Raw genomic sequence first — 25,438 nt, 5'->3', positions numbered from 1 at the left:
ATCCGTGGACCTGTCCCTGTCGACCCGTACCGTCGGCGATCGTACGGTCGTCGAGGTCGGTGGCGAAATCGATGTATATACCGCGCCCAAGCTGCGCGAGCAGCTGGTCGAGCTGGTGAACGACGGCAATTTTCACCTTGTCGTCGACATGGAGGGCGTGGACTTCCTCGACTCCACCGGGCTCGGCGTGCTGGTGGGCGGCCTGAAGCGTGTCCGTGCCCATGAGGGCTCGCTGCGACTGGTCTGCAACCAGGAGCGCATTCTGAAGATCTTCCGCATCACCGGTCTCACCAAGGTGTTCCCCATCCACACCTCGGTCGAGGAAGCGGTAGCGGCCACCGACTGACCCCGTACCCGGGCCTCACGAGTGATGTGGCGTCCGAGACGGTAGAAGCAATGGACGGAGGACCGGGCCTCGGCGGCCCGGCCCCCTGACAGCACGCCCGTAGTTGAGGGGGATGCATGGCCACCGTTGAACTCCGCTTCAGCGCGCTGCCCGAGCACGTCAGGACCGCCCGACTGGTGGCGGCAGCGGTGGCGCGCAGGGCCGGAGTGGACGAGGCCGTCCTCGACGAGGTCAGACTCGCCGTCGGCGAGGCCTGTACTCGTGCCGTCGGACTGCACCAGAGCAACGGCATCTCGGCGCCGGTGCAGGTGAAGCTGATCGAGGAGGAGAAGCAGTTCTCCATCGAGGTCGGCGACGAGGCGCCGCGTTCGGCGCCCGGTGAGACGGCACCCGGTGGCTCGGGTGATCCGGACATGGATGCCGAGGAGGACGAGATGGGCCTCGCGGTCATCAGTGGCCTCGTCGACGATGTCGAAGTCACCGCCGGTGAGCACGGTGGACTGATCAAGATGAGCTGGCCGACCACGCCGCCGGCCGCGCTCGTTCCCTGATCGCACCCCCGCAACACACTCGAAGGGCCCTGCTGAGCAGGGCCCTTTTTGTATGCCTGCTTCCGGCCGGGGTCCGGTCCGGCCTTTTCGTGAATTCATTCACGATCAATCACGCGATTATTGGATCAAGCGTCAACGCTTTTAGGGCATTACTTCTTTTGGGTTCCATGGATGCCCGTCGATCATTTGCTGATCGGCATGTGAAGGCGAATTCCGCTTACCGGGCACTGTTTTGATCAGGTTCCGGTACCTACAATCCGTCCACATCTTGAGCTCAGCACAGGCGTCAAGGAGGACGAATGGCGGGGCTTTCTACCCCTCATCAGTTTGACCATCCCACAACCTTCGCATCCGCAGTACTGACCAATGACAATCGCTTGATCGTGATGGTCATCGGTGCCGTGGCCCTGGCGGCCCTGGCCGTCGCCGGGGTGCTGGTACGGCAAGTGCTCGCGGCAGGCGAGGGCACCGACAGCATGAAGAAGATCGCGACGGCCATCCAGGAAGGCGCGAACGCCTACCTGGGGCGGCAGATGCGCACGCTCGGTGTATTCGCCGTCGTGGTGTTCTTCCTGCTCATGCTGCTGCCCGCGGACGACTGGAATCAGCGCGCCGGACGATCGATCTTCTTCCTGATCGGCGCGGCGTTCTCGGCGACCACCGGATATATCGGTATGTGGCTCGCCGTACGCAGCAACGTCCGCGTGGCCGCCGCGGCAAGGGAAGCGACTCCGGCCGAGGGTGAACCCGAAAAGGATCTCACCGCCGTCTCGCACAAAGCCATGAAGATCGCTTTTCGTACCGGCGGCGTCGTCGGCATGTTCACGGTGGGGCTCGGTCTGCTGGGCGCCTCCTGTGTGGTGCTGGTGTACGCGGCCGACGCGCCGAAGGTCCTGGAGGGCTTCGGTCTCGGCGCGGCGCTGATCGCCATGTTCATGCGTGTCGGCGGCGGCATCTTCACCAAGGCCGCCGACGTCGGCGCCGACCTGGTCGGCAAGGTCGAGCAGGGCATTCCGGAGGACGATCCGCGTAATGCCGCGACCATCGCCGACAACGTGGGCGACAACGTCGGCGACTGCGCCGGCATGGCCGCGGACCTCTTCGAGTCGTACGCCGTCACGCTCGTCGCCGCGCTGATCCTCGGCAAGGCGGCGTTCGGCGACGCCGGGCTCGCCTTCCCGCTGATCGTGCCCGCGATCGGCGTCCTCACCGCGATGGTCGGCATCTTCGCGGTGGCACCCCGTCGCTCCGACCGCAGCGGCATGTCCGCGATCAACCGCGGCTTCTTCATCTCCGCGGTGATCTCGTTGGTGCTGGTGGCGGTGGCCGTCTTCGTCTACCTGCCGGGGAAGTACGCCGACCTCGACGGCGTCACAGACGCGGCGATCAAGGCCAAGGACGGCGACCCGCGGATCCTCGCGGTCGTCGCGGTGGCCATCGGCATCGTGCTCGCCGCCCTCATCCAGCAGCTGACCGGCTACTTCACAGAGACCACCCGTCGTCCCGTACGGGACATCGGCAAGAGCTCGCTGACCGGCGCGGCCACCGTCGTCCTGGCCGGTATCTCCATCGGTCTGGAATCGGCCGTCTACACCGCCCTGCTGATCGGCCTCGGCGTCTACGGGGCCTTCCTGCTCGGCGGTACGTCGATCATCCTGGCGCTGTTCGCGGTGGCGCTCGCCGGAACCGGTCTGCTCACCACGGTCGGCGTCATCGTCGCCATGGACACCTTCGGTCCGGTCTCCGACAACGCGCAGGGCATCGCCGAGATGTCCGGCGACGTCGCGGGCGCGGGTGCCCAGGTGCTCACCGACCTGGACGCCGTGGGCAACACCACCAAGGCCATCACCAAGGGCATCGCCATCGCCACGGCCGTCCTCGCGGCCTCGGCGCTCTTCGGCTCGTACCGGGACGCGATCCTCACGGCCGCGAACGGCGTGGGCGAGAAGGTCTCCGGGCCCGGCGCGCCGCTGAACCTGATGATGGACATCTCGCAGCCCAACAACCTGGTGGGCCTGATCGCGGGCGCGGCGGTCGTCTTCCTGTTCTCGGGGTTGGCGATCAACGCTGTCTCGCGGTCCGCGGGGGCCGTGGTCTACGAGGTGCGGCGGCAGTTCCGCGAGCACCCCGGGATCATGGACTACACGGAGAAGCCGGAGTACGGGCGGGTCGTCGACATCTGCACCAAGGACGCCCTGCGGGAGTTGGCCACTCCGGGTCTGCTCGCCGTTCTGGCGCCCATCGCCATCGGCTTCACGCTCGGCGTCGGCGCGCTCGGTTCGTATCTGGCGGGCGCGATCGGCACCGGCACGCTGATGGCGGTCTTCCTCGCCAACTCCGGAGGTGCGTGGGACAACGCGAAGAAACTCGTCGAGGACGGCCACCACGGCGGCAAGGGCAGCGAGGCCCATGCCGCCACGGTGATCGGCGACACCGTCGGCGACCCCTTCAAGGACACCGCGGGCCCCGCGATCAACCCGCTCCTCAAGGTCATGAACCTGGTGGCGCTGCTGATCGCACCCGCGGTCGTGAAGTTCTCCTACGGCGACGACAAGAACCTCGGTATGCGCATCCTGATCGCGGTGCTCTCGATCCTCGTGATCGTGGGCGCGGTGTACATCTCCAAGCGGCGCGGGATCGCCGTAGGTGACGAAGGCAACGCGGAACGAGTGTCCAAGTCTCACGACGCCGCGGTGGTTTCGTAGCGTTCGGGTCTTTGGGCAGGTCCCCACGGGCGGGCGGCACGCAGCGACGTGCCGCCCGCCCGTCGTTCGTGTGTGTCGACACCTGTGTCGTGAGCCTTCTCTCGCATGGAGCAAATGGCTGCAATAGGTACTAAATCGGAAATTCGCCATAGGGGCGGCGCCCATGCGGCGTGTAAGTTCCGGGGCCGAGAGCCACGGAAGGGACCAATCCGGTGAACAAGAAGCTCACGGCCGCACTGTCCGGCGGTGCGGTACTGGTGCTGGCGCTGTCGGCATGCAGCAGCGGTAGTAGTAGCAAGGACGACAAGCTGGACCCCTGGGCCAAGCAGGTCTGTGACGCGGTGCAGCCGCAGGTCCAGAAGATCGCGGCCGCCAACACCGCGATCCAGAAGGAGACCACGGACCAGAGCGCACCGGTGGACGTGCAGAAGGCCGACTCCAAGGGCTTCCAGGACATCTCCGACGCCTACAAGGCGATGGCGGCCGCCATCGAGAAGGCCGGCCCGCCGGACGTGGACAGCGGCAAGACCAAGCAGGAGAACGCGGTCAAGGAGCTCAACGCCCTCTCCGCCTCCTACGCCGATCTGGGGAAGCAGTCCGACGCGCTGAACACGAAGGACCAGGCGAAGTTCGCGGACGGTCTCGACGGTGTCGCCAAGCAGCTGGAGAAGCTCAGCAAGACCGGGACCGACGCCCTGAAGGAGCTCGAAGCGGGCGACGTCGGCAAGGCGATGGCCAAGCAGGTGAGCTGCAAGTCCGCCTCCGCGTCCGCCTCGCCGGCGACCACTCAGGGCTGACCCCCGGAGAACGACCGCGGAGCGACCGCGGAGCGGGACCCGTCCCGTCACCCGGAAAGAGCCCGGTACGCGCGCGTACCGGGCCCGTAGCGCATGCCCTACGGCTCTCGGCGCAAGCCCACGACTCCCGACGACGCATGGCCCACGGCTCCAGGCGCAAGCCCTCACGACTCCTCGTGCGGGCTTGTCCACATTGGCGCGGGCTCTGTCCACAGGTGTACGTCCCTTTCGGCGGGAACGGACACAATGGGGGACGTGAGTCACACCAGCTTGTCACCGTTGCCCTCGTCCGACCGCGTCGCCGTCGCCGCTCGGCTGCGGGACGCCCTGCTCGGCGCCTCCTTCACCGCCGACGGCCTGCTCGACCTGCTCGGCGCCCCCGCGTACGCGGCGCTGGCGCGCAGCGAGACCGTGCCCGCGCTCCGGGCGACCCGCGGGGACACACCGCTGGAGACGCTCGTACGGCTGTTCCTGCTCCAGCAGCCCGTGCCGCACGCGCGCGTGGCGGACGTGCTGCCGGTGGAGGACTGCCTGGAGAGCGGCTGGCTGACCCGGGCGGGCGCGGACGAGATCGCCGCGACCGTGGACATCCGGCCGTACGGCGGGCCCGGCGGCGAGGACTGGTTCATCGTGTCCGACCTGGGGTGTGCCGTCGGCGGCGCGGGCGGCATCGGCAGCCGCGAGGAGGGCGTTGTCCTGGGTGTGGGCGGCGCGTCCACGACCCTGGCCGGCATCACCGTCCGTACGCCCGTCTCCTCCGCGCTCGACCTCGGCACCGGCTCCGGGATCCAGGCCCTGCACGCCGCGCAGCACGCCACGCGCGTGATCGCGACCGACCTCAACCCGCGCGCCCTGCACATCACCGCGCTCACCCTCGCGCTCTCCGGTGCCCCGGCGGCCGATCTGCGTGAGGGCTCCCTCTTCGAACCGATCGTGGACGACGAGACGTACGACCTGATCGTCTCGAACCCGCCCTTCGTGATCTCGCCCGGCGCCCGGCTCACCTACCGCGACGGCGGGATGGGCGGGGACGATCTGTGCCGCACGCTCGTTCAGCAGGCGGGAGACCGGCTCAGCGACGGGGGGTACGCGCAGTTCCTGGCCAACTGGCAGCACGTGGAGGGCGAGGAGTGGCAGGACCGGCTGCGCTCCTGGGTGCCGCGCGGCTGTGACGCCTGGATCGTGCAGCGCGAAGTGCAGGACGTCACGCAGTACGCGGAGTTGTGGCTGCGCGATGCGGGCGACCACCGCGACGACCCCGCCGAGTACCAGGCGCGGTACGACGCCTGGCTGGACGAGTTCGAGGCCCGCAAGGTCAAGGCCGTCGGCTTCGGATGGATCACGCTGCGCAGAACGGCGGCCGCCGAGCCGTCCATCACGGTCGAGGAGTGGCCGCACTCCATCGAGCAGCCGCTCGGCGAGACCGTGCGCGCGCACTTCGACCGAGTCGACTACCTGCGGGCGAGCGACGACGCGGCCCTGCTCGCCGGGCACTTCAGGCTCGTGGCCGAGGTCGTCCAGGAGCAGGTCGGGCTGCCCGGCGCCGAGGACCCGGAGCACGTGGTGCTGCGCCAGCACCGCGGGATGCGCCGGGCCACCAAGGTGGACACGGTCGGAGCGGGCTTCGCGGGCGTGTGCGACGGCACTCTGAGCGCCGGGCGGATCCTGGACGCCATCGCCCAATTGGTCGGCGAGGACCCGGTGTTGCTGCGTGACCAGACGCCCGCGCAGATCCGGCTCCTGGTGGAGCAGGGGTTCCTCGAGCCCGCGGAGTGAAGGGCTGAGTCGCATGTGCCTGTTCTGACGGGATTGCGCAACATTGATCAGGATTGGTCGGTAAAAGGGCTCCTGTCAGTGGTGCATGCGAAGCTACCTTCAAGAGACAAGCTCCATGCGTCCTCGGGGGAGGCGCGCTGTCTCGGGGGAGGCGCCATGGCGGGGGAGACGCCGGATCAGGGCGAGGGCAGGATCATCGGCGGCCGGTACCGGCTGCTGCGGACGCTCGGCGCGGGCGGCATGGGCAGGGTGTGGCTCGCGTACGACGCGGAGTTGACCTGCGAGGTCTCCATGAAGGAGATCGCGCTGCCGGACGTGCCGATGGACGCGGCGGAGCATGGGCAGCGCGTCGCCCGGGCGCGCAGTGAGGCCCGGCACGCGGCGCGGCTGCGCGGGCATCCCCATGTGGCCACCGTGCACGACGTGGTGGTGCACGAGGGACTGCCGTGGATCGTCATGGAGTACGTGCCGGACGCGGTCGATCTGCAGGCGGTCGTACGGCAGTCGGGACCGCTGCCGCCCGCCCGGGCCGCCCGGATCGGGCTGGCCGTCCTCGACGCGCTCTCCGCCGGACACCGGATCGGGATCCTCCACAGGGATGTGAAACCGGCCAACATCCTTCTGGCGCCCGACTCTTCGGGCGATCCCTACGCGCGCGTACTGCTCACCGACTACGGGATCGCGCTCCAGCCCGAGTCCCGCGAGCCCCGGCTCACCGCCACCGCCGGCATCCTCGGCACGCCCGGCTATCTCGCCCCCGAGCGCGCCCGCGGCGAGCCGCCCACCCCGGCCGCGGACCTCTTCTCCCTCGGCGCCACGTTGTACGCCGCCGTCGAGGGGCGCGGCCCCTTCGACCGGCCGGGTCAGTACGCGACCTTGACGGCCCTGCTCAGCGAGGAGCCCACCCCGCCCGTCCGCGCCGGTGAACTGACCTCCGTGCTGCACGGACTGCTCGTCAAGGACCCATTGCGGCGGTCCTCGCCGGAGGCGGTCGCGCGGGGGCTTGAGCGGGTGGTGCAGGCGGCGGCGGGCGGGGTGTTCGGGCCACCGCCGGGGTATCCCGCGGGGCCACCGCCGGGGTACGTCGCGGGGGCGTCGCCCGGGTATGCCGCCGGGGCGCCGCCCGGATATGTCACCGGCTCGCCTCCGGGAACCCCGCAACCCCCGGGCGCCCCGCAGATCCCCGGCGTTCCGCTGACTCCAGGCGTCCCGCAGACCTCAGGTGCGCCGTCGACCCCGCACAACCCGAACACCCCGCACAACCCGAACACCCCCAACACCCCGCACAACCCGAACACCCCCAACACCCCGCACAACCCCAACACCCCGCACACTCCACCCGGCGGCCCGGCAACCCCCGGTGGCCCGCTCGGACCGGCCTCCGGTGCCCCGCCTCCGTACGGCCCTTGGCGCCCGTCCACTCCCAGTGGCGCGTACGAGTGGAATCCGTACGCCGGGACCGGCGCGCCCATCCAGTCCACGGCCGGCCCGCCCCGGCCGCTCACGCGCCGCAAGAGGCCCCTGGTCCCCGTCGTCGCCCTCGTCGTGGGAGTCCTCCTGGTGGTCGTCGGCGGCACCTGGGCCGCCGTCTCACTCACCGGTGACGACGGGGGCACGAAGGGCACGACCGCGAAGAAGCGCCCCACAGGGAGTCCGTCGTCGGGACCGACGGGGCCGGTGTATCCGTACGGCGAACAGGTGGGCCTCACCAAGCCGTTGCAGGCCGGGGACTGTGTGAAGGCGGTCTGGTCGGGGCCCACCTTCAAGTCGGCGCTCAACCTGGGCGTCGTGAACTGCGCCAAGGACTGGCCGGACGGCCAGGTCGTGGCCGTCGACACGGCCGACGACTACGCCGACGCCCTCGCCCATGGCGCGCAGCGCTGCACCAGCCAGAGCACGGCGACGGCCGACGCCCTGCCCGACGCGGGTGTCTACGCCGTCGTACCGACGAAGGACGGGTTCGGCGCGGCCAAGGGCGGTACGGCATGTCTCGTGCTCGGACGGCATGTCGCGATAGGCGGCGAGGTGGGGCGGTTCCGGGACGCGGGCGTGAATCTGTGGCCCACTCAGATGGGCACCGGGGACTGCTGGGACTACGCGGAGAAGGACAAGAGCTTCGATGCTCACCTGGCGGACTGTGGTGAGCCGCATACCGACCAGGTGATCGGCACCGCGCAGGCCGCGGCGGGCATGGACTACAAGAAGGCCCTCGCCCAGGGAGGCAAGCTCTGTACCAACAAGTTCGCGTCGAGTTGGGCCTCCGACACGGAGCACACCGTCTCCGGTTGGCTGGCCAGTGAGGAGGAGTGGAATCAAGGTTTCAGCAAAGTCGTGTGCACCGTGAGACGGGTCGACGGCACGCGGACGAGCGAGCGGATACCCGACCCCGCCATGGTCTGAGCGGTCCATGGTGCGCCGTCTTCCCGGCGTTCACCGCAGGTTCGCACGTCGGCTTCCGGGGAGTGGCAGCCTCCCACCCTGGGGCTCCGGGGTGGAAGGACATATCAATGGAAAGCGGACCAGCGATCTTCGTGGGGACGGTGTTCGCCCTGTTCGGAGGCGGACTGCTGGTCTGGACCGCGGTGCGGGTGCGACACGGCGAGCCCGTCGCCGTCGGTGTGAACCGCGTCGCATCGGCGACGCTCGCCGGCGTCGCCGGAGCGGGTGCGCTGGCACTGGGGATGTGGTGTTTTACGCGCGCGTGAGAGGTGGGTCCCCGGTAACTGAGAGGTCACGCTCCGGATAGGCCCGAAAGGGCTGCTGGACACTCCGGGCGGCAGGAATGGCGGTAGTCGGGTTACCGTTCGAGTGGCCGTTGCGGGCTTTTCCCGTTTGACACGGGGGCGGGATGTACCGTCACACTCCGCAGCGTCAGCATGACCCGACCCCCGGGACCAAGGCCTGGGGGAGACCCCCTGCGTCGACCGGAGAGAAGAGCGAAGTTGTCCCCGACCAGCGACACCGCACACGGCGGCCGCCGACTCGTCATCGTCGAGTCGCCTGCCAAGGCGAAGACGATCAAGGGCTATCTCGGCCCCGGCTATGTCGTCGAAGCGAGCGTCGGGCACATCCGCGACCTCCCCAACGGTGCCGCGGAGGTGCCCGAGGAGTACACCGGCGAGGTGCGCCGCCTCGGCGTGGACGTCGAGCACGACTTCCAGCCCATCTATGTGGTCAACGCCGACAAGAAGGCCCAGGTCAAGAAGCTCAAGGACCTGCTGCGCGACTCCGACGAGCTCTACCTCGCCACCGATGAGGACCGCGAGGGCGAGGCCATCGCGTGGCACCTCCAGGAAGTGCTCAAGCCCAAGGTCCCGGTCAAGCGGATGGTCTTCCACGAGATCACCAAGGCCGCGATCCAGGCCGCCGTCGCCAACCCGCGCGAGCTCAACCAGAAGCTCGTCGACGCCCAGGAGACCCGCCGCATCCTCGACCGCCTCTATGGCTACGAGGTCTCGCCGGTCCTGTGGAAGAAGGTCATGCCGCGGCTGTCGGCGGGCCGTGTGCAGTCCGTGGCGACCCGGCTCGTCGTCGAGCGGGAGCGCGAGCGCATCGCCTTCCGCTCCGCCGAGTACTGGGACCTCACCGGCACCTTCGGTACCGGCCGCGCCGGTGACGCCAGCGACCCGTCCAACCTGGTCGCCCGTCTGACCGCGGTCGACGGAAAGCGCATCGCCCAGGGTCGCGACTTCGACTCGCTGGGCCAGATCAAGGGCGCGAACACGCTTCACCTGGACGAGACGAACGCCCGTGCGCTCGCCGCCGCCCTCCAGGACACGAACTTCGCGGTCCGCTCGGTCGAGTCCAAGCCGTACCGCCGCTCGCCGTACGCGCCGTTCCGCACGACGACCCTCCAGCAGGAGGCCTCGCGCAAGCTCGGCTTCGGCGCGAAGGCCACCATGCAGGTGGCCCAGAAGCTGTACGAGAACGGCTTCATCACGTACATGCGTACGGACTCCACGACCCTCTCGGAAACGGCGATCTCCGCCGCCCGCGCCCAGGTCACGCAGCTCTACGGCGCCGACTACCTGCCGGCCCAGCCGCGGACGTACGCCGGGAAGGTCAAGAACGCGCAGGAGGCGCACGAGGCGATCCGTCCCTCGGGTGATCGTTTCCGCACCCCGGCCGAGACGGGCCTGACCGGCGACCAGTTCAAGCTGTACGAGCTGATCTGGAAGCGGACCGTCGCCTCCCAGATGAAGGACGCGGTCGGCAACTCCGTCACCGTGAAGATCGCGGGCACGGCCTCCGACGGCCGCGACGCCGAGTTCAGCGCGTCCGGCAAGACGATCACCTTCCACGGCTTCCTGAAGGCGTACGTCGAGGGCGCGGACGACCCGAACGCCGAGCTCGACGACCGTGAGCGCCGTCTTCCGCAGGTCAACCAGGGCGACCCGCTGTCCGCCGAGGAGATCACGGTCGACGGGCACGCCACCAAGCCCCCGGCCCGCTACACCGAGGCGTCGCTGGTCAAGGAGCTCGAAGAGCGCGAGATCGGCCGCCCGTCGACGTACGCGTCGATCATCGGCACGATCCTCGACCGCGGATACGTGTTCAAGAAGGGCACGGCACTCGTGCCGTCCTTCCTGTCCTTCGCCGTGGTCAACCTCCTGGAGAAGCACTTCGGGCGGCTCGTCGACTACGACTTCACGGCCAAGATGGAGGACGACCTCGACCGCATCGCGCGGGGCGAGGCGCAGGCCGTGCCGTGGCTCAAGCGGTTCTACTTCGGCGAGGGCGACGCCACGGGCGCAGCCGAGGCCGGCAACGGCGACGGGGACCACCTGGGCGGCCTCAAGGAGCTCGTCACCGACCTGGGCGCCATCGACGCCCGCGAGGTGTCGTCCTTCCCGGTCGGCGAGGGCATCGTGCTGCGTGTGGGCCGCTACGGCCCGTACATCGAGCGCGGCGAGAAGGACTCCGAGAACCACCAGCGCGCGGATGTGCCCGAGGACCTGGCCCCGGACGAGCTGAGCATCGAGCTCGCGGAGGAGCTGCTCGCCAAGCCGAGCGGCGACTTCGAGCTCGGTACGGACCCGGAGTCGGGCCACCAGATCATCGCCAGGGACGGCCGCTACGGCCCGTACGTCACCGAGGTGCTGCCCGAGGGCACCCCGAAGACGGGCAAGAACGCCGTCAAGCCGCGTACCGCCTCACTCTTCAAGTCGATGTCGCTCGACACGGTGACGCTCGGCGACGCCCTCAAACTGATGTCCCTGCCGCGCGTCGTCGGCAAGGACGCCGAGGGCGTGGAGATCACCGCGCAGAACGGCCGCTACGGCCCGTACCTGAAGAAGGGCACGGACTCGCGCTCCCTGCAGTCCGAGGACCAGCTCTTCACCATCACCCTCGAAGAGGCGCTGGAGATCTACTCCCAGCCCAAGCAGCGCGGGCGCGCGGCCGCCAAGCCGCCGCTCAAGGAGCTGGGCGAGGACCCGGTCAGCGGGAAGCCCGTCGTGGTCAAGGACGGCCGTTTCGGGCCTTATGTGACCGACGGCGAGACCAACGCGACCCTGCGCTCCGCCGACAGCGTCGAGGAGATCACTCCGGAGCGCGGCTACGAGCTGCTGGCGGAGAAGCGCGCCAAGGCTCCCGCCAAGAAGACCGCGAAGAAGGCCGCCGCCAAGAAGACGGCGACCAAGAAGGCCCCTGCCAAGAAGACCGCCGCGAAGAAGACGACGACTTCGAAGACGGCTGCCAAGAAGGCTCCGGCCAAGAAGGCCGTTGCCAAGAAGACGGCGGCTTCGGAGAACTGAGGTCCGGGCTCGCGGCCTCTGTCAGGTCCCGGCGGCCGCTGTCAGGCCTCGCGGCCTCGGCCACGTCTCGCGGCCTCTGTCAGATTCGGATGTGGACGCCCCTACACCTTTCGGTGTGGGGGCGTCCACATGTTCGGGCACCCCTACGGGCAGTCAGTGGGGCCGGATAGGCTTGCAGAATGACGCGAGCCGAGCAGCCAACGGCCCCCACTCCGGCCCCCGACGACGCCCTGGTCGCAGATTCCCGCGAGCGCGCCGTCCGCGCGTTGCTGCGCCGACCTCAGCTGAAACGGTTGTGGAGCGCCCACCTGGTGGGCGGTGTCGGCGACACCCTGGCCCTGCTCGTGCTGGTCATCCTCGTCCTTCAGGCGGCGATCGCGGAGGGTTCCTTCGGCGGTGGCTACCGCGGGGTCGCCCTGGCCGTGGCGGCCGTCTTCGGGGCACGCATTCTGGCCACGCTGCTCTTCGGAGCCGTACTCCTCGGGCCGCTCACCTCGCTGACGTCGCAGGAGGGGCCGCTCGACCGGCGCTGGACCATGGTCGGAGCCGACGGACTGCGCGCCGTGCTCATGCTCCTCGCGCCCCTGTGGATCGACTGGACCCCGGACAACGCACTCGCCGCCCTCCTCGTCCTCGCCTTCGTGACCGGCGTCGCCGAGCGCTTCTGGACGGTGTGCCGGGAGAGCGCGGCGCCCGCGCTGCTGCCCGCGCCGCCGCTGGAGGGCGCCACCGTACGCCCGCTGCCGGACCACCTGGACGCACTGCGGCGCCTGTCACTGCGTACGGCCTTCGTGGCGGTGCCGATCGCGGCCGCCACGCTCGTCGTGGTGTCGCTCGTCAGCAACCTGCTGGGTGCCGGGATCGCCTGGTTCGACCAGCACCAGGGGGCGCTCGCCTCGTACGTCGCCGCCGGACTGTTCGCCGCCTCGCTCTCCGTGCTCACGTTCCTCGAACTGCCCGACACCCGCACCCCGCGTGCGCGCTCGCCCCTGGAGGGCCTGCGCCGCCCCAAGACGGGCACGGGCGTCGACAAGGGCCGTACCGGCGCGATCCCGCTCCTGGTGCTCGCCTGCGCGGCCGTCGCCGCGGCGGTCGCGGCCGCCGTCGCTGTCTCCGTGCTGCAGGCCAAGGACCTGGGCGGTGGACCGGTCACGTACGGCCTGCTGGTGCTGGCGCTGACCGGGGGTGTCGTCATCGGCATCCGGACGGCCCCCTCCGTGCTGCCGTCGCTGTCGCGGCGCAGGCTGCTCTCGCTGGCGATCGCCTTCACCGGAATCGCGCTGCTGGCCGCCGGTCTGGTCCCGGACGTCACCACGGTGTTGCTGATCGCCGCCCTCGCGGGCGTCGGCGCGGGCGTCGCCGCGAACACCGGGCACGCGCTCCTCGACCAGGAGACCGAGGAGTACCGGCGGGCGCGTACGACGGAACACCTGCACGCGGTCGTACGGGTCTCCGTGGCGCTCGGCGCCCTGCTGGCGCCGGTGGTGGCCGCGGCGATCGGCCCGCACCGGCTCGAGAACGGCAAGTTCGTGTTCGCGCACGGAGGTGCCGCCTTCACGCTGATGCTGGTGGGTGCCCTGCTGCTGCCGGTCGCCGCCCTGGTGCTGGCCAAGGTCGACGACCGCTCCGGAGTGCCGCTGCGGCACGACCTGCTGGACGCGCTGCGCGGCGGCGACGACCCGGTGCAGAATCCCACCGCGAACGGGTTCTTCATCGCCCTGGAGGGCGGTGACGGGGCCGGGAAGTCGACGCAGGCGGAAGCGCTCGCGGAGTGGATCCGCGCGAAGGGCCACGAGGTCGTGGTGACCCGCGAGCCGGGCGCCACGCCGGTCGGCAAGCGGCTGCGTTCGATCCTGCTGGACGTGTCGTCGGCGGGCCTGTCGCACCGCGCGGAGGCGCTGCTGTACGCCGCCGACCGCGCCGAGCACGTGGACACGGTGGTGCGGCCCGCGCTGGAGCGGGGCGCCGTCGTCATCTCCGACCGCTACATCGACTCGTCGGTGGCCTACCAGGGAGCCGGCCGGGACCTGTCCCCGACCGAGATCGCCCGCATCAACCGATGGGCGACCAACGGACTGGTGCCGCATCTGACGGTGCTCCTCGACGTCTCCCCGGAGGCGGCGCGTGAGCGCTTCACGGAGGCGCCCGACCGGCTGGAGTCGGAGCCGGTCGAGTTCCACACGCGCGTGCGGTCCGGTTTCCTGACGCTTGCCGCCGCCGACCCGGGCCGGTACCTGGTCGTCGACGCCGCCCAGGAGCCCGAGGCGGTCACCACCGTCGTCCGGCACCGGCTCGACGTGATGCTGCCCCTCTCCGAGGCCGAGGTGAAGGCCCAGGAGGAGGCACGCAAGGCGGCCGAGGAGGAGGCCCGGCGCAAGGCCGAGGAAGAGGCCGCACGCAAGGCCGAGGAAGAGCGACTGGAGCGCGAGCGCCAGGAACAGCTCGCCCGGCTGCGCGCGGAGGAAGAGGAGCGCAAGCAGCGCGAGCTGGAGGAGGCTCAGCGGCGCGAGGCCGAGCGCCAGGCGGAGGAGGCCCGACAGCGCGCCGAGGAGGCCCGCCGCCGGGCCGAGGAGGAGCGGGCGCGGCTGCTGGCCGAGGAGCAGGCCCAGGCCGCCGAGCGGGACCGGCTGCGCAGGCTGGCCGAGGAGCAGGCACGGCTGCGGGCCGAGGCCGAGGAGCGCCGCCTGGAGAAGCAGCGCAAGGCCGAGGAGGCGCTGCTGCGGGCCGAGGAGGCGCGGCGGGCCGCGACGGAGACGGCGGCGGCGGCAGCGGCGGCGGCCGCGGCCACGGCGGCTTCGACGTCTGCTTCTGCTTCTGCTTCGACTGCGGCTGCGGCTGCTGCTTCAGCTCCTGCGTCGGCTTCTCCTTCCGCTTCGGCACCTGTGGGTTCTGGCGAGTCGCCGGCCGCGGGTCCCGTGGCCGACAACGAGACGACGATGCCCACGCCGGTCGTGACGCCCCCGAGCACCTCGGGCGGCTCGGTGGACGAGACGACGGTGCTGCGGCCGGTGCGCTCCGGAGAGAGCCGCGAGGGTTCCCGTTCCGACTCGGAGGAGACGGCCAAGCTGCCGAAGCCGCCCGTGCCCGAGGAAGCGGCCGAGAAGACGGCCGTGCTCCCGCCGGTGGTTCCGGGGGCCGCGGACGAGACGACCGTGCTGCCGCCGGTGGCGCCGGGCGCGGCCGACGAGACGGCGGTGCTTCCTCCGGTACGTGACGGGGGCGCGGGTGCCGCCCCGGATGCCGGTGCGGATGCCGGTGCAGGTGATCCCGCGGACCGGGTGCCTCCGGGCTTCTTCCGGGACGAGCGGCCCGAGCCCCGGCCCGAGAGGGCCGGTGACCGTACGCGCGAGCTGCCCCAGGTCAATGCCGAGGGCGCACCGCGCCGCCGCCCCCGTTCCGACTGGGCGGAGGAAACCCCGCTCGACGATCTCCCGACGCTGGCGGACGAACTGCTGGGCCCGCGTGACGACGACGAGCAGGACGACGGGAGTGAGGGACGGGGCGGTCGCCGCCGTCGCTGAGCCGCTGTTGGGAGCCGCTCTTGAGAGCGGCTGCTGAGAGCGGCGGCACCACTGCCTGGCCGTGGTTCGAGGTTCGTGGTTCGTGGAGCGGTCCGGGGACCCGTTGTCAGTGGCGACCCGCACAATGGACGCGGCAAGGCGAAGTGCGACGAAAGGGCGGTGCCCCGTGCCTGTATGGGACGACCTGGTGGGCCAGGACAAGGTGAGCGAGCAGCTCGCCGCCGCCGCTCGTGACGCCGACGCCCTCGTTTCGGCGGTCGCCGCGGACACCCCGCTCCCCGAGGCGTCCAAGATGACGCACGCCTGGCTGTTCACCGGCCCGCCCGGCTCCGGGCGTTCCACCGCGGCGCGGGCCTTCGCGGCAGCGCTCCAGTGCGTGAGCCCCGACCGCGCGCTGGGCGGAGTCCCCGGCTGCGGCTTCTGCGACGGCTGCCACACCAGCCTGATCGGGACGCACGCAGATGTGCAGATCGTCCGCACCGACCTCCTCTCCATCGGTGTGAAGGAGACTCGCGACCTGGTCCGCCGCGCCCAGATGTCCCCGGCGACCGGCCGCTGGCAGGTCATCGTCCTGGAGGACGCGGACCGCCTCACGGAGGGCGCGGGCAACGTCCTTCTGAAGGCCGTCGAGGAACCGGCCCCCCGTACGGTCTGGCTGCTCTGCGCGCCTTCCATCGAGGACGTCCTGCCCACCATCCGCTCCCGCTGCCGCCTGCTCACCCTGCGCACCCCGCCGGTGGACGCGGTAGCCGACATCCTCGTCCGCCGTGACGGCATCGAGCCCGCTGTCGCGGCGGCCGCCGCCCGCGTGACACAGGGGCACATCGGGCGCGCCCGCCGTCTCGCCACGGACCAGCGTGCCCGTGAGCGCCGGGCCGCCGTCCTCAAGCTTCCGCTGCGGGTCGACGACATCGGCGGCTGTCTCAAGGCGGCCCAGGAGCTGATCGACACGGCCTCGGAGGACGCCAAGCAGCTCGCCGAGGAAGTCGACGTCAAGGAGACCGAAGACCTGAAGGCGGCCCTCGGTGCGTCGCAGGGCGGCCGTATGCCGCGTGGCACCGCGGGCGTCATGAAGGAGCTGGAGGACCGGCAGAAGCGCCGGAGAACGCGTACGCAGCGCGACAGCCTGGACCTGGCCCTCATCGACCTCACCGGCTTCTACCGCGACGTCCTCGCCCTCCAGCTCGGCTCCCGGGTGGCCCTCGCCAACATGGAGGCCGAGGATGTACTCGAGCGCCTCGCCCGCGGCGGCTCGCCGGAGGCGACCCTTCGCCGGATCGACGCGATCGCCGCGTGCCGCGAGGCACTGGATCGCAATGTGGCCCCGCTGCTGGCGGTGGAGGCGATGACGATGGCGCTGCGGGCGGGCTGAGCCGAGAGCCTCGACGGCACGCTCGAGCCGAGGAACTGGAGCCGACAGCGACCAGTGTCCAGCCGACAGCGACCAGCCGACAGCCGGGCCGGGCCGTGCCGAGGAGCCGGAGTGAGGAGCTGAGGCGAGGTGTGGGGACCAGGAGTTGAGTCGCGGTGTTGACGGAATCACTCGTACGAGGCACATCCACGACTGTTGGTGATCATTGCGTCGCCCAGGGTTACGCTCGCGAGATGTACTCCAGGTACTTCAGGCGCACCCCCCGGCCGCCCCGGTCCCGTCGGCCGAACCGACCCCGCGGTGCGATCCGTGCGATGCGTACCGTCCGTGCGGGCGGCGTGCTGCTCGCCGCCACCGCGCTGCTCGTCTCTGCCTGCTCCACGGGGAGTTCGACCAGGACGGCCACGACCTCGGCGGACGCGGTGCTGGCCGCACTGCCCCGCGCCACACCCTCCACGCTGTCGCCGTACTACAACCAGAAGCTGGCCTGGCGCAGCTGCGGCGCCTCCGGCTTCGAGTGCGCCACGATGAAGGCGCCTCTCGACTACGCGAAACCGGCATCGGGCGACGTCAAGCTGGCCGTGGCCCGCAAGAAGGCGACAGGTCCCGGCAAGCGCATCGGCTCGCTGCTGGTCAACCCGGGCGGCCCGGGCGGCTCGGCGGTGGGCTACCTCCAGTCGTACGCGGGGATCGGCTACCCGGCTGAGGTCCGTGCCCGCTACGACATGGTCGCGGTCGACCCGCGCGGGGTGGCCCGCAGTGAGCCCGTCGAGTGCCTCACCGGCCACCAGATGGACACGTACACGGAGACGGACGTCACCCCCGACGACAAGAAGGAGACGGGTGAACTGGTCGACGCGTACAAGAAGTTCGCCGAGGGCTGCGGCCGGCACTCGCCGAACCTGCTGCGGCACGTGTCCACGGTCGAAGCGGCCCGGGACATGGACATCCTGCGCGCGGTCCTGGGTGACCAGAAGCTGAACTACGTGGGGGCGTCGTACGGGACGTTCCTCGGGGCGACGTACGCGGGCCTGTTCCCGGGCCGGGTGGGCCGCATGGTCCTGGACGGCGCGATGGACCCGTCCCTGTCCGCACGCAAACTCAACCAGGACCAGACGGCGGGCTTCGAGACGGCGTTCCAGTCCTTCGCGAAGGACTGCGTGCGCCACAGCGACTGCCCGCTGGGTGGCCCGGGCACGAGCCCGGACCAGGTCGGCAAGAACCTCAGCGCCTTCTTCAAGAAGCTCGACGCGAAGCCGATCCCGACGGGCGACGCGGGCGGTCGCAAGCTCGGTGAGGCGCTCGCGACGACGGGCGTGATCGCGGCGATGTACGACCAGGCGGCGTGGCCGCAGCTGCGCGAGGCGCTCACCGCGGCGATGAAGGACAAGGACGGCGCGGGCCTGCTCGCCCTCTCCGACAGCTATTACGAGCGCGACGCCGACGGCAAGTACGCGAACCTGATGTTCGCCAACGCGGCCGTGAACTGCCTCGACCTCCCGGCCGCCTTCTCCACACCCGACGAGGTGGAGAAGGGTCTTCCCGGCTTCGAGAAGGCGTCCCCCGTCTTCGGTGACGGCCTGGCCTGGGCCTCCCTTAACTGCGCGTACTGGCCCGTGAGGCCCACCGGCGAGCCGCACCGCATCCAGGCGAAGGGCGCGGGCCCGATCCTCGTGGTCGGCACCACCCGGGACCCGGCCACCCCCTACGCCTGGGCCAAGTCCCTCGCCTCCCAGCTCTCCTCCGGCGTCCTTCTCACCTACGTCGGCGACGGCCACACCGCGTACGGCCGCGGCAGCGTCTGCATCGACTCCACGATCGACCGCTACCTCCTCCAGGGCACCCCTCCCGCGAAGGGAAAGCGCTGCTCATAGCCCTCCCACACGCCCCGGAACCGGCCCTCCCGGGGCGTGTACGGAGCACCCCCGGAAACTGTGTAGACTTACCGACGTTGCTGATCGCACCATAGTGCGGACAGCGCGCCGCCTTAGCTCAGATGGCCAGAGCAACGCACTCGTAATGCGTAGGTCTCGGGTTCGAATCCCGAAGGCGGCTCTGTAGAAGCCCCAGGATTCTCACTCGCCGTGAACTGGGGCTTTTGCTTTTGCCGGACGCGTCGGCGGCGCAGGAGGCCCTCGGAGGGGGCCGCCGGCTGCTCAAGTCACCGCGCACGGCGCGCCACCGACTACGTCGTCGGAACAGGGCCTTGTACGTCTGCCACCCCGTGGCGATCTTCGTGCGGGGCCCGAACGATCCCTTGCCATTGCCGGTGTTGTGCCACAGGTTGACGGCGGCGTCCGCGTCGGCCGGTACGGAGAGCCGGCCGGTACGGAGAGCGGGCCGGGACCAGCGGTCACGGCGAGGACCGCCAACGCGGCGACGACGCCACGGGTGGTGTTACGGCGGGCCGACGCGGCCTCCTGGAAGAGGAAGGGCGTGGCCGGACGGCGGCGGCGCCCGAGCGCGCGTCGGCGAACGTTGTGAAGTATGTCCAGCCCCCCGGCTGTCCCCCCATGCAAGACGCCACGAGGTGAACAGCAACCCCACGCCCCTCAGGAGTCTCGGAGGTCATTTCTTCGGGCCGTACGCGAGCGGCGTGTCGCCCGACAGAAGGGCATTTATGGCGAACCTCTGTGCGATATGCTTCGCGCGATTCTCAGGAACCGTGGAGCACCGGGACTGGGGGCGGGGGCTGGTTTCTTGGTGCTGCGGTTTCACCGTGCCCTCGTCCGTGTGCGGGCTCTGCCTATGGAGTGTGGGGCGGGGGACGATGGCCTTCGGGCATTTCTCTCAGGGACATCCGCCGGAAGACCCGGTCGAAGCGCTGCGCGTGGAACTGCTCGCGGTCAAGCAGGCCTCAGGACTCAGCTATGCCAGGTTGGGTGCGCGTACGCACTACGCGAAGTCCTCCTGGGAGCGCTGGGTCAACGGCAAGCAGTTCCCTCCGCGTGCGGCTGTCGAAAGCCTGGCCGCGGCCCTGGAACTGGATCCCGAGCGGCTGCTGGCCCTGTGGGAGCGGGCCGATGAGGCTCGCGCGGACGCGGCCGGTGCAGACGACGGCGGTGCCGAGGTGCCGGCGAACGGTGCCGGGGAGCCGGAGGAGTCGGCGAACGGTGCCGGGGAGTTGGAGGAGTCGGCGAACGGAGCCGGGAGCGGTGCGGTCGCGGAGGCCGATGCCTCCGTGTCCCTTCGGCAGCGGTGGGTCGGCCGTCGTCGGCTGTTGTTCGTGGGCGCGGCCTGCCTCCTCGGCGCCGCGGTGTCCGTCGCCGCGGTACTCGCCACCGGTGGGGACTCCCATGACGCCCCCGCCGCATCAAAGCCCGCCGCCGCGACGGGGTCCGCGGAGCCGCCGACCCCGCAGTGCAGGGCGGCGGGTTGCGGTGGCAAGGACCCGTCGGTCACGCACTGCGGCTTGGACGGGCAGACGCTGACGCTGACCAGGAACAAGGACATCGTCATCGAACTCCGCTACAGCAAGGCCTGTGCCGCCGCCTGGGGACGCATCACCTACGCCAGCAAGAGCGCGATCGTCGACGCGGACAACTCGGCGGGCGACAGCTTCGCCACGCCCGTGCACTGGGGCAACGACGTCTACTCACCGATGGTCGCCGTGACAGGGAGGATGACCGCGTGGGCCTGCGGGACGCAGCCGAACGGCGGTGCCCGCGAATGCACCCGTCACATGCCGGTGCCCGGCACTCCCCAGGGATGAGGTTCTCTCAGGGGGCCGGGAAGGAGATGCGGATGTCGTAACGCCGCTCCAGGTCCCGGATGGTGCGCGGCAGTGTCGTACGTACCTTCTCGACCTCCCCGCGGTGTTCCTCGCGGAAGTTGTCCCTGAGGTGTTGGCGGAGCGGTTCGCGGGTGTCCTCGACCGGTTTCATGCAGGTGGCGTACAGGGCTCCCAGGGAACGGTCCGTGTCCCCGGCCTGCAGACGCCGGTCGACGAGGTCGAAGAAGGCACTCTCGTCCTTGGCCGGCGTCTTGTGCCCGGCCAGGCAGCGCCCGAACTCGCCGAACGCGGACCTCACTTCGGGAGTGGAGTTCAGGGAGGCGACCTCCTGCCACCACTGTGTCTGCAGTCGCAGGTACGACGTCCGGAAGTCGTTGCCGACGGCCGAGCCCCGGGTCAGACACGTCCGCTGGGCGGCGTCGGGTCCCGAGGGTGCCGCGTCGGCCGGAGAGCCGGCTGTGGAGGTCGCGGCGGCGCCGTCAGGGACGGGAACGCCGTTGAAGCCGTGCCGCGCTATGAAGTCCAGGTCGGGGACGGCGGAGTAGCGGAGGAAGCTGACGGGCGGCTGAGGCGGCATCGTCGCGTCGTGGGACGCGAGGCACTGGCGGGTCGCCTTGTCGGCGGCCAGCCGGCCGAGCGCGTCGAGGCCCTGGGCCCACCGGGTGTCCGCGCCCGTCGCAGGCAGCACCAGGTCGGTGATGTCCGTCGGCATCGTGTGCGTCACGGCGACGCGCTGAGGCGCCGGGCCGGAGTGCCCGGACACGGGTGCGGTCGCGGACGAGGGTGACCCGCCGTCCTGGCCGCTCGCGCAGGCGCCCAGCGTGGCCAGGACGAGTCCCAGGAACAGCACCGGGACCGGCCAACGAGTGACGCGCACACGCTGGTTGGGGTGGGGCATGGTCGGCGTACCTCCGGAGCCGGGGTGGGTGCTCCCGTGCCCGGCTGCCGTACGGGCGGCCGGGCACGGGAACGACGGGCGGCTGACGTCAGTGCGCGATCGTCACCGCGCCACCGATGTTGTTGTAGGCGGCCACGCCGAACTCCCGGCCACCCGTGAGGTCGCTCACCAGGACGTACTTGTCGACCGCGTACGTCCCGTTCGGGATCCACACGTACCCGCGCGAGCCGAAGGTCCAGTTGCCGGACGAGTTGACGTACATGCCGGCGTAGTAATCGCCCGAATCACCGCCGGAACCACCAGGGGTACTGGCCATGACGACGTTGAGGTCGTGGCAGCCGCTGGTGGACGACTTGTAGGCGGTGTTCCAGTACGAGCGGTATCCGGTGTTGAGGTTGGTCCGCACGCATGAGTCGGCCGACGCGGCCGGCGCGAGCGCGAGCACGGACGTGGCGGCGGCACCTGCGATGGCCAGGGTGGCCAGAGCCTTCTTCATCAAGTCGTTCCTTCGAGTCGGTCGTCCACGGAAATCCCATGGCGCGACCCGGCCGGGCCGCGCCGGTCAACCCTCGCAAGGGGCGGGGGCGCGGGGATTGAAGAAAAACGCGGAGACGGTCACCCCGCCACCCAGTGACTCGGCAGCCCTTCTGTGCCACGTGCGGCCAGGAAACGGCGCGGCGGCATGCCGACCAGGGTGGTGAACTCGTTGGTGAGATGGGCCTGGTCGGAGAAGCCGCAGGCGTACGCGGTGTCGGCGGGGGTGGTGCCGGTGGTGAGCAGCCGCAGCGCGCGGCGTAACCGGATGATCCGCGCGAGCCGTTTGGGGGTGAGGCCGAACTGCTCGCGGAACAGGTTCTCCAGGTGCCGCTGACTCCAGCCGGTGGTCGCCGCCAGATCCCGTACGGCGATGGTCCCCGCGGAGCGGACCAGCAGGTCCCAGGCGCCCAGCAGCTCGCCTGCCGGAGACCGCCCGAGGTGCGCGGACCGGGTCCACCGCACCAGCGCCGAGTCGACCAGCGCGAAACGGGCCGGCCAGTCGCGGGCGGCCTGGAGGGCTTCCGTCAGCTCCCGGAAACCGGAACCGAGTACGTCGACGGGGTCGACCACGGTGTCCGCGAGTTCACTCATGGGCGCATCGAAGATCTGGTGCGCGACCCAGGGTGCGAGGGTGATCTCGACGCCGTGCACGGCTCCTTGGCGCGCGAAGTGCCGGGCCCGCGTGTGCAGACCGGTCGCCAGGGAGGTGGTGGCACGGACGGGCTCGCCGCTCTGGCCGCCCATCGGCCCGTCCGGCTCCGGTTGCGGCCCGAAGCCGATCACCAAGGACACCGTTCCCCGCGGGATGACCAGCCGGCGCTGGGGTCCCGCGTGCGACAGCCGGAAACCGCGATAGCCGTGCACCCCTGGCCGCAGTGCGGCGTGCGGCCGCGCGTACGTCCGTTCGCAGGTGCCCGCAGGGCACACCCGACGTCTCACCGTGGTCCTTCCTGAACCGGGACTTTCCCGGAGCGGTCACGACTGTCGGATCGGAGGTCGGCGGGGCGCCAGACCTACCGGCGTCCCAGGGACGCGCGGGGACGTCCCAAGGCCCTGACCTGCGGAAACAAAAAACCGCAGGTCAGGAATCTGACCTGCGGTTTCTTTGGTCCTGCGATGGCGACTGTCGCTCAGGTGCGAGGGTGCGAGGGTGCGAGGGTGCGAGGGTGCGCGGGCGCGCGGGTTGGGTCCGGTCGGGTCAGGCCTTTGCCTCGACCGTCTCGGGGGTCGTGTCCTGGGCGGCTTCGGCCTGCGGGCGGGCGGCCGTGGAGCGGACCGGGATGAGGAAGGCGACGATCGCGGCGGCGATGCCGACGCAGGAGCCGATCAGCATGGCGACACGGAAGCCGCTCTCGGACGGCAGGGAGACCGGGCCGAACTTCGTGGTCATCTGGGCCAGGACCACGGCCATCACGGCGGCCGAGACGGAGCTGCCGATCGAACGCATCAGCGTGTTGAAGCTGTTGGCCGAGGCGGTCTCCGACTGGGGCACCGCGCCCATGATGAGCGCGGGCATCGCACCGTAGGCGAAACCGACGCCCGTGTTGCAGACGATGGTCACCGCGAGCAGGCCCCAGGGGGAGCCGTTGCCGATGAGCGGCAGCGACAGGCCGTAGCCGAGGGCGATGATCAGGGCGCCGACGGACAGGGTGATGCGTGGGCCCTTCGCGGCGGAGAGCTTGGCGCCGATCGGGGACATGATCATCATCATGAGGCCCGCCGGGGCCATCCACAGACCCATGGCCAGCATCGACTCGCCGAGGCCGTAGCCGGTCTCCTTGGGCAGCTGCAACAGCTGGGGGATCACGAGCGACTGGGAGTACATCGCGAAGCCGACCAGGATCGAGGCGGCGTTCGTCATCAGCACCTGCGGACGGGCGGTCACTCGCAGGTCGACCAGCGGCTCGGCGCTGCGCAGCTCCCACCAGCCCCAGGCCAGCAGCAGGACGATCGCGGCGGCGAGCAGGCCGAGCGTGGTGCCGCTGCCCCAACCCCAGTCCGCACCCTTGGAGACGCCGAGAAGCAGGCAGACCAGCGCGATGCCCAGGCCGATCGCGCCGAGCAGGTCGAAGCTGCCCGAGGCGGTGCTCTCGCGGCCCGCGGGCACGAAGAACCAGATCAACGTGGCGACCGCGAGGGTCAGCGCGGCGACGACCCAGAACAGCACGCGCCAGCTGGCGTTCTCGGCGATCGCCGCGGAGAACGGCAGGCCGAGCGCGCCGCCCACACCCATGGACGCGCTCATCATCGCGATGGACGAGCCGAGCTTCTCCGCAGGTACGACGTCACGCAGCAGGCTGATGCCGAGGGGCACCACGCCCATGCCGAGGCCCTGCAGACCGCGTCCGGCGATCATCGGGACGACCGAGGAGGACAGGGCGCAGACCACGGAGCCCAGCATCAGCGGGACCAGGGAGGCCAGAAGCATGCGCTTCTTGCCGTACATGTCACCGAGGCGGCCGGCGACGGGGGTGATCACGGCCGCCGCGAGCAGCGTGGCGGTGACGACCCAGGAGGCGTTCGAGGCGGTGGTGTCGAAGAGGGTCGGGAGTTCCCCGATCAGTGGCACCACCAGTGTCTGGGTGATCGCGGCCACGATGCCGCCGAAGGCGAGGATGCCGACAACACCGCCGGAGCGGGCTGCGGGCTGGGAACTGTCCACGGGTACTCCCTGTTGCTCTTCCGGGCTTGTTGCTGTGCTGCGTCTCTGGGCCTGCTGCGCATTCGGGCCAGCTGCGCATCCGGGCCTGCTGCATCACCGGGCTTGCTGTGTCTCCGGATCACGGTGAGTCGCGGGCAAGGCGCACGCGAGTTGCATGCTGCACGCGATGTGCATCATGCATGCCTAGTGCATCATACACATCGCGGTGGTATACCTGGCGGGAGGTAGCTTTCCTGTAGGGGAAGCGAGCCGGGAGCCGAAGGATGCCTCGCGTGGACAAGCCACTTGACCTGCTGGAATTCGAGACCATGCTGCTCGGGCGCCACATGCACATGATCAACCCGCGGGGGCGCGGGATGAGTGAGGAGCGGCTGGACCGCAGCGCGTACGTCCTGCTCAGCCGGATTCAGGTGCAAGGCCCGATGTCCATCGGTGAGCTCAGAGAGGCCTTCGGCCTGGACGCGTCCACCCTCAACCGGCAGACCGCCGCGATGCTGCGGGCCGGGGTCGTCGAGCGCATGCCCGACCCCGAAGGGGGCATCGCCCGCAAGTTCGTCATCACCGCGGAGGGCAGGCGCCGACTGGACGCCCATCGCGCCGAGAACCTGGACGGTCTGGAGAAGATCATGACCGACTGGGATCCCGAGGAGGTGGCCGAGTTCGCCGCCTATCTCAGCCGTTTCAACCGTGACATCGAGCGTCTCGACGGGCGTCCCTGGCCGCGCAGTTGAGCAGGTGAAGGGGAGGGCGGGGGAGTCGGGGGGGGGGGGGGGGCGGCCCCCCC

At 70.4% G+C, this 25,438-nt stretch carries 17 protein-coding genes and 1 tRNA gene; 14 read left to right on the top strand and 4 right to left on the bottom strand.

Going from position 1 to position 25,438, the window contains the following annotated elements; genetic code table 11:
• The first annotated feature begins 4 nt into the window (after positions 1-4).
• From bldG to ACFVWD_RS16700, 13 genes are all read left to right on the top strand, one after another.
• Positions 5-346: an anti-sigma factor antagonist BldG gene (bldG, locus tag ACFVWD_RS16760; RefSeq protein ID WP_010986038.1), complete on the top strand. Its 342-nt coding sequence runs from the start codon at positions 5-7 to the stop codon at positions 344-346.
• 116 nt (positions 347-462) lie between these two features.
• Entirely contained in the window at positions 463-897 is a 435-nt protein-coding gene (locus ACFVWD_RS16755) for an ATP-binding protein (protein WP_384917650.1), read from the top strand.
• 299 nt (positions 898-1,196) lie between these two features.
• Complete coding sequence (locus tag ACFVWD_RS16750; protein ID WP_389596815.1) at positions 1,197-3,602, top strand: sodium-translocating pyrophosphatase; 2,406 nt, start codon at positions 1,197-1,199, stop codon at positions 3,600-3,602.
• A 212-nt stretch (positions 3,603-3,814) separates the two neighbouring features.
• Positions 3,815-4,399: a small secreted protein gene (locus ACFVWD_RS16745; RefSeq protein WP_382177114.1), complete on the top strand. Its 585-nt coding sequence runs from the start codon at positions 3,815-3,817 to the stop codon at positions 4,397-4,399.
• Positions 4,400-4,645: 246 nt separating this feature from the next.
• On the top strand, positions 4,646-6,175 hold the full coding sequence (locus ACFVWD_RS16740) for a methyltransferase (RefSeq protein WP_389596814.1): 1,530 nt from the start codon (positions 4,646-4,648) through the stop codon (positions 6,173-6,175).
• A gap of 156 nt (positions 6,176-6,331) precedes the next feature.
• Positions 6,332-8,575 carry a protein kinase gene (locus ACFVWD_RS16735; RefSeq protein WP_389596812.1) on the top strand — a complete coding sequence of 748 codons (2,244 nt, stop codon included), beginning with the start codon at positions 6,332-6,334 and terminating at the stop codon, positions 8,573-8,575.
• A 107-nt stretch (positions 8,576-8,682) separates the two neighbouring features.
• Positions 8,683-8,880: a hypothetical protein gene (locus ACFVWD_RS16730; protein ID WP_389596810.1), complete on the top strand. Its 198-nt coding sequence runs from the start codon at positions 8,683-8,685 to the stop codon at positions 8,878-8,880.
• A 237-nt stretch (positions 8,881-9,117) separates the two neighbouring features.
• Positions 9,118-11,931: a type I DNA topoisomerase gene (topA, locus tag ACFVWD_RS16725; protein WP_389596808.1), complete on the top strand. Its 2,814-nt coding sequence runs from the start codon at positions 9,118-9,120 to the stop codon at positions 11,929-11,931.
• A 179-nt stretch (positions 11,932-12,110) separates the two neighbouring features.
• Positions 12,111-15,452: a dTMP kinase gene (tmk, locus tag ACFVWD_RS16720; protein ID WP_389596807.1), complete on the top strand. Its 3,342-nt coding sequence runs from the start codon at positions 12,111-12,113 to the stop codon at positions 15,450-15,452.
• Positions 15,453-15,618: 166 nt separating this feature from the next.
• A complete protein-coding gene (locus tag ACFVWD_RS16715) occupies positions 15,619-16,824 on the top strand; it encodes a DNA polymerase III subunit delta' (RefSeq protein ID WP_389596805.1) in 1,206 nt (401 codons plus the stop codon).
• A gap of 314 nt (positions 16,825-17,138) precedes the next feature.
• Positions 17,139-18,698 carry an alpha/beta hydrolase gene (locus ACFVWD_RS16710; protein WP_389596803.1) on the top strand — a complete coding sequence of 520 codons (1,560 nt, stop codon included), beginning with the start codon at positions 17,139-17,141 and terminating at the stop codon, positions 18,696-18,698.
• Positions 18,699-18,805: 107 nt separating this feature from the next.
• A tRNA-Thr gene (locus tag ACFVWD_RS16705) sits at positions 18,806-18,879 on the top strand.
• A gap of 715 nt (positions 18,880-19,594) precedes the next feature.
• A complete protein-coding gene (locus ACFVWD_RS16700) occupies positions 19,595-20,536 on the top strand; it encodes a DUF2690 domain-containing protein (RefSeq protein WP_389596801.1) in 942 nt (313 codons plus the stop codon).
• 7 nt (positions 20,537-20,543) lie between these two features.
• On the opposite strand, the gene ACFVWD_RS16695 is transcribed toward ACFVWD_RS16700, so the two are convergent.
• The 4 genes from ACFVWD_RS16695 to ACFVWD_RS16680 all read right to left on the bottom strand — a co-directional run bounded on the left by ACFVWD_RS16695 (position 20,544) and on the right by ACFVWD_RS16680 (position 24,654).
• Positions 20,544-21,455 (bottom strand): hypothetical protein, encoded by a 912-nt coding sequence (locus ACFVWD_RS16695; protein WP_389596799.1) that lies wholly within the window; start codon positions 21,453-21,455, stop codon positions 20,544-20,546.
• Positions 21,456-21,543: 88 nt separating this feature from the next.
• The gene (locus ACFVWD_RS16690) at positions 21,544-21,951 is read right to left on the bottom strand and encodes a hypothetical protein (RefSeq protein WP_389596797.1); all 408 of its coding nucleotides are present in this window, start codon (positions 21,949-21,951) and stop codon (positions 21,544-21,546) included.
• A gap of 119 nt (positions 21,952-22,070) precedes the next feature.
• Positions 22,071-22,931 carry a helix-turn-helix domain-containing protein gene (locus ACFVWD_RS16685; RefSeq protein WP_389596796.1) on the bottom strand — a complete coding sequence of 287 codons (861 nt, stop codon included), beginning with the start codon at positions 22,929-22,931 and terminating at the stop codon, positions 22,071-22,073.
• Positions 22,932-23,190: 259 nt separating this feature from the next.
• Complete coding sequence (locus ACFVWD_RS16680; RefSeq protein ID WP_389596794.1) at positions 23,191-24,654, bottom strand: MFS transporter; 1,464 nt, start codon at positions 24,652-24,654, stop codon at positions 23,191-23,193.
• A 272-nt stretch (positions 24,655-24,926) separates the two neighbouring features.
• Between ACFVWD_RS16680 and ACFVWD_RS16675 the strand changes: the two genes are divergently transcribed.
• Positions 24,927-25,385, top strand: a complete 459-nt coding sequence (locus ACFVWD_RS16675) for a MarR family winged helix-turn-helix transcriptional regulator (RefSeq protein WP_389596792.1) — start codon at positions 24,927-24,929, stop codon at positions 25,383-25,385.
• The last annotated feature ends 53 nt before the right edge of the window (positions 25,386-25,438 follow it).

The sequence above is a fragment of the Streptomyces sp. NPDC058086 genome (assembly GCF_042885015.1).
In the GTDB taxonomy this organism is placed as follows: domain Bacteria; phylum Actinomycetota; class Actinomycetes; order Streptomycetales; family Streptomycetaceae; genus Streptomyces.
This window is presented reverse-complemented; position numbering and strand designations above follow the sequence as displayed.

What these genes read in the sequence shown, in the direction of transcription:
- ACFVWD_RS16755 (WP_384917650.1), top strand. Translation starts at nt 463, where the DNA reads ATGGCCACCGTTGAACTCCGCTTCAGCGCGCTGCCCGAGCACGTCAGG.
- ACFVWD_RS16750 (WP_389596815.1), top strand. Translation starts at nt 1,197, where the DNA reads ATGGCGGGGCTTTCTACCCCTCATCAGTTTGACCATCCCACAACCTTC.
- ACFVWD_RS16740 (WP_389596814.1), top strand. Translation starts at nt 4,646, where the DNA reads ATGGGGGACGTGAGTCACACCAGCTTGTCACCGTTGCCCTCGTCCGAC.
- ACFVWD_RS16735 (WP_389596812.1), top strand. Translation starts at nt 6,332, where the DNA reads ATGGCGGGGGAGACGCCGGATCAGGGCGAGGGCAGGATCATCGGCGGC.
- ACFVWD_RS16730 (WP_389596810.1), top strand. Translation starts at nt 8,683, where the DNA reads ATGGAAAGCGGACCAGCGATCTTCGTGGGGACGGTGTTCGCCCTGTTC.
- tmk (WP_389596807.1), top strand. Translation starts at nt 12,111, where the DNA reads ATGACGCGAGCCGAGCAGCCAACGGCCCCCACTCCGGCCCCCGACGAC.
- ACFVWD_RS16710 (WP_389596803.1), top strand. Translation starts at nt 17,139, where the DNA reads ATGCGTACCGTCCGTGCGGGCGGCGTGCTGCTCGCCGCCACCGCGCTG.
- ACFVWD_RS16700 (WP_389596801.1), top strand. Translation starts at nt 19,595, where the DNA reads ATGGCCTTCGGGCATTTCTCTCAGGGACATCCGCCGGAAGACCCGGTC.
- ACFVWD_RS16695 (WP_389596799.1), bottom strand. Translation starts at nt 21,455, where the DNA reads ATGCCCCACCCCAACCAGCGTGTGCGCGTCACTCGTTGGCCGGTCCCG.
- ACFVWD_RS16690 (WP_389596797.1), bottom strand. Translation starts at nt 21,951, where the DNA reads ATGAAGAAGGCTCTGGCCACCCTGGCCATCGCAGGTGCCGCCGCCACG.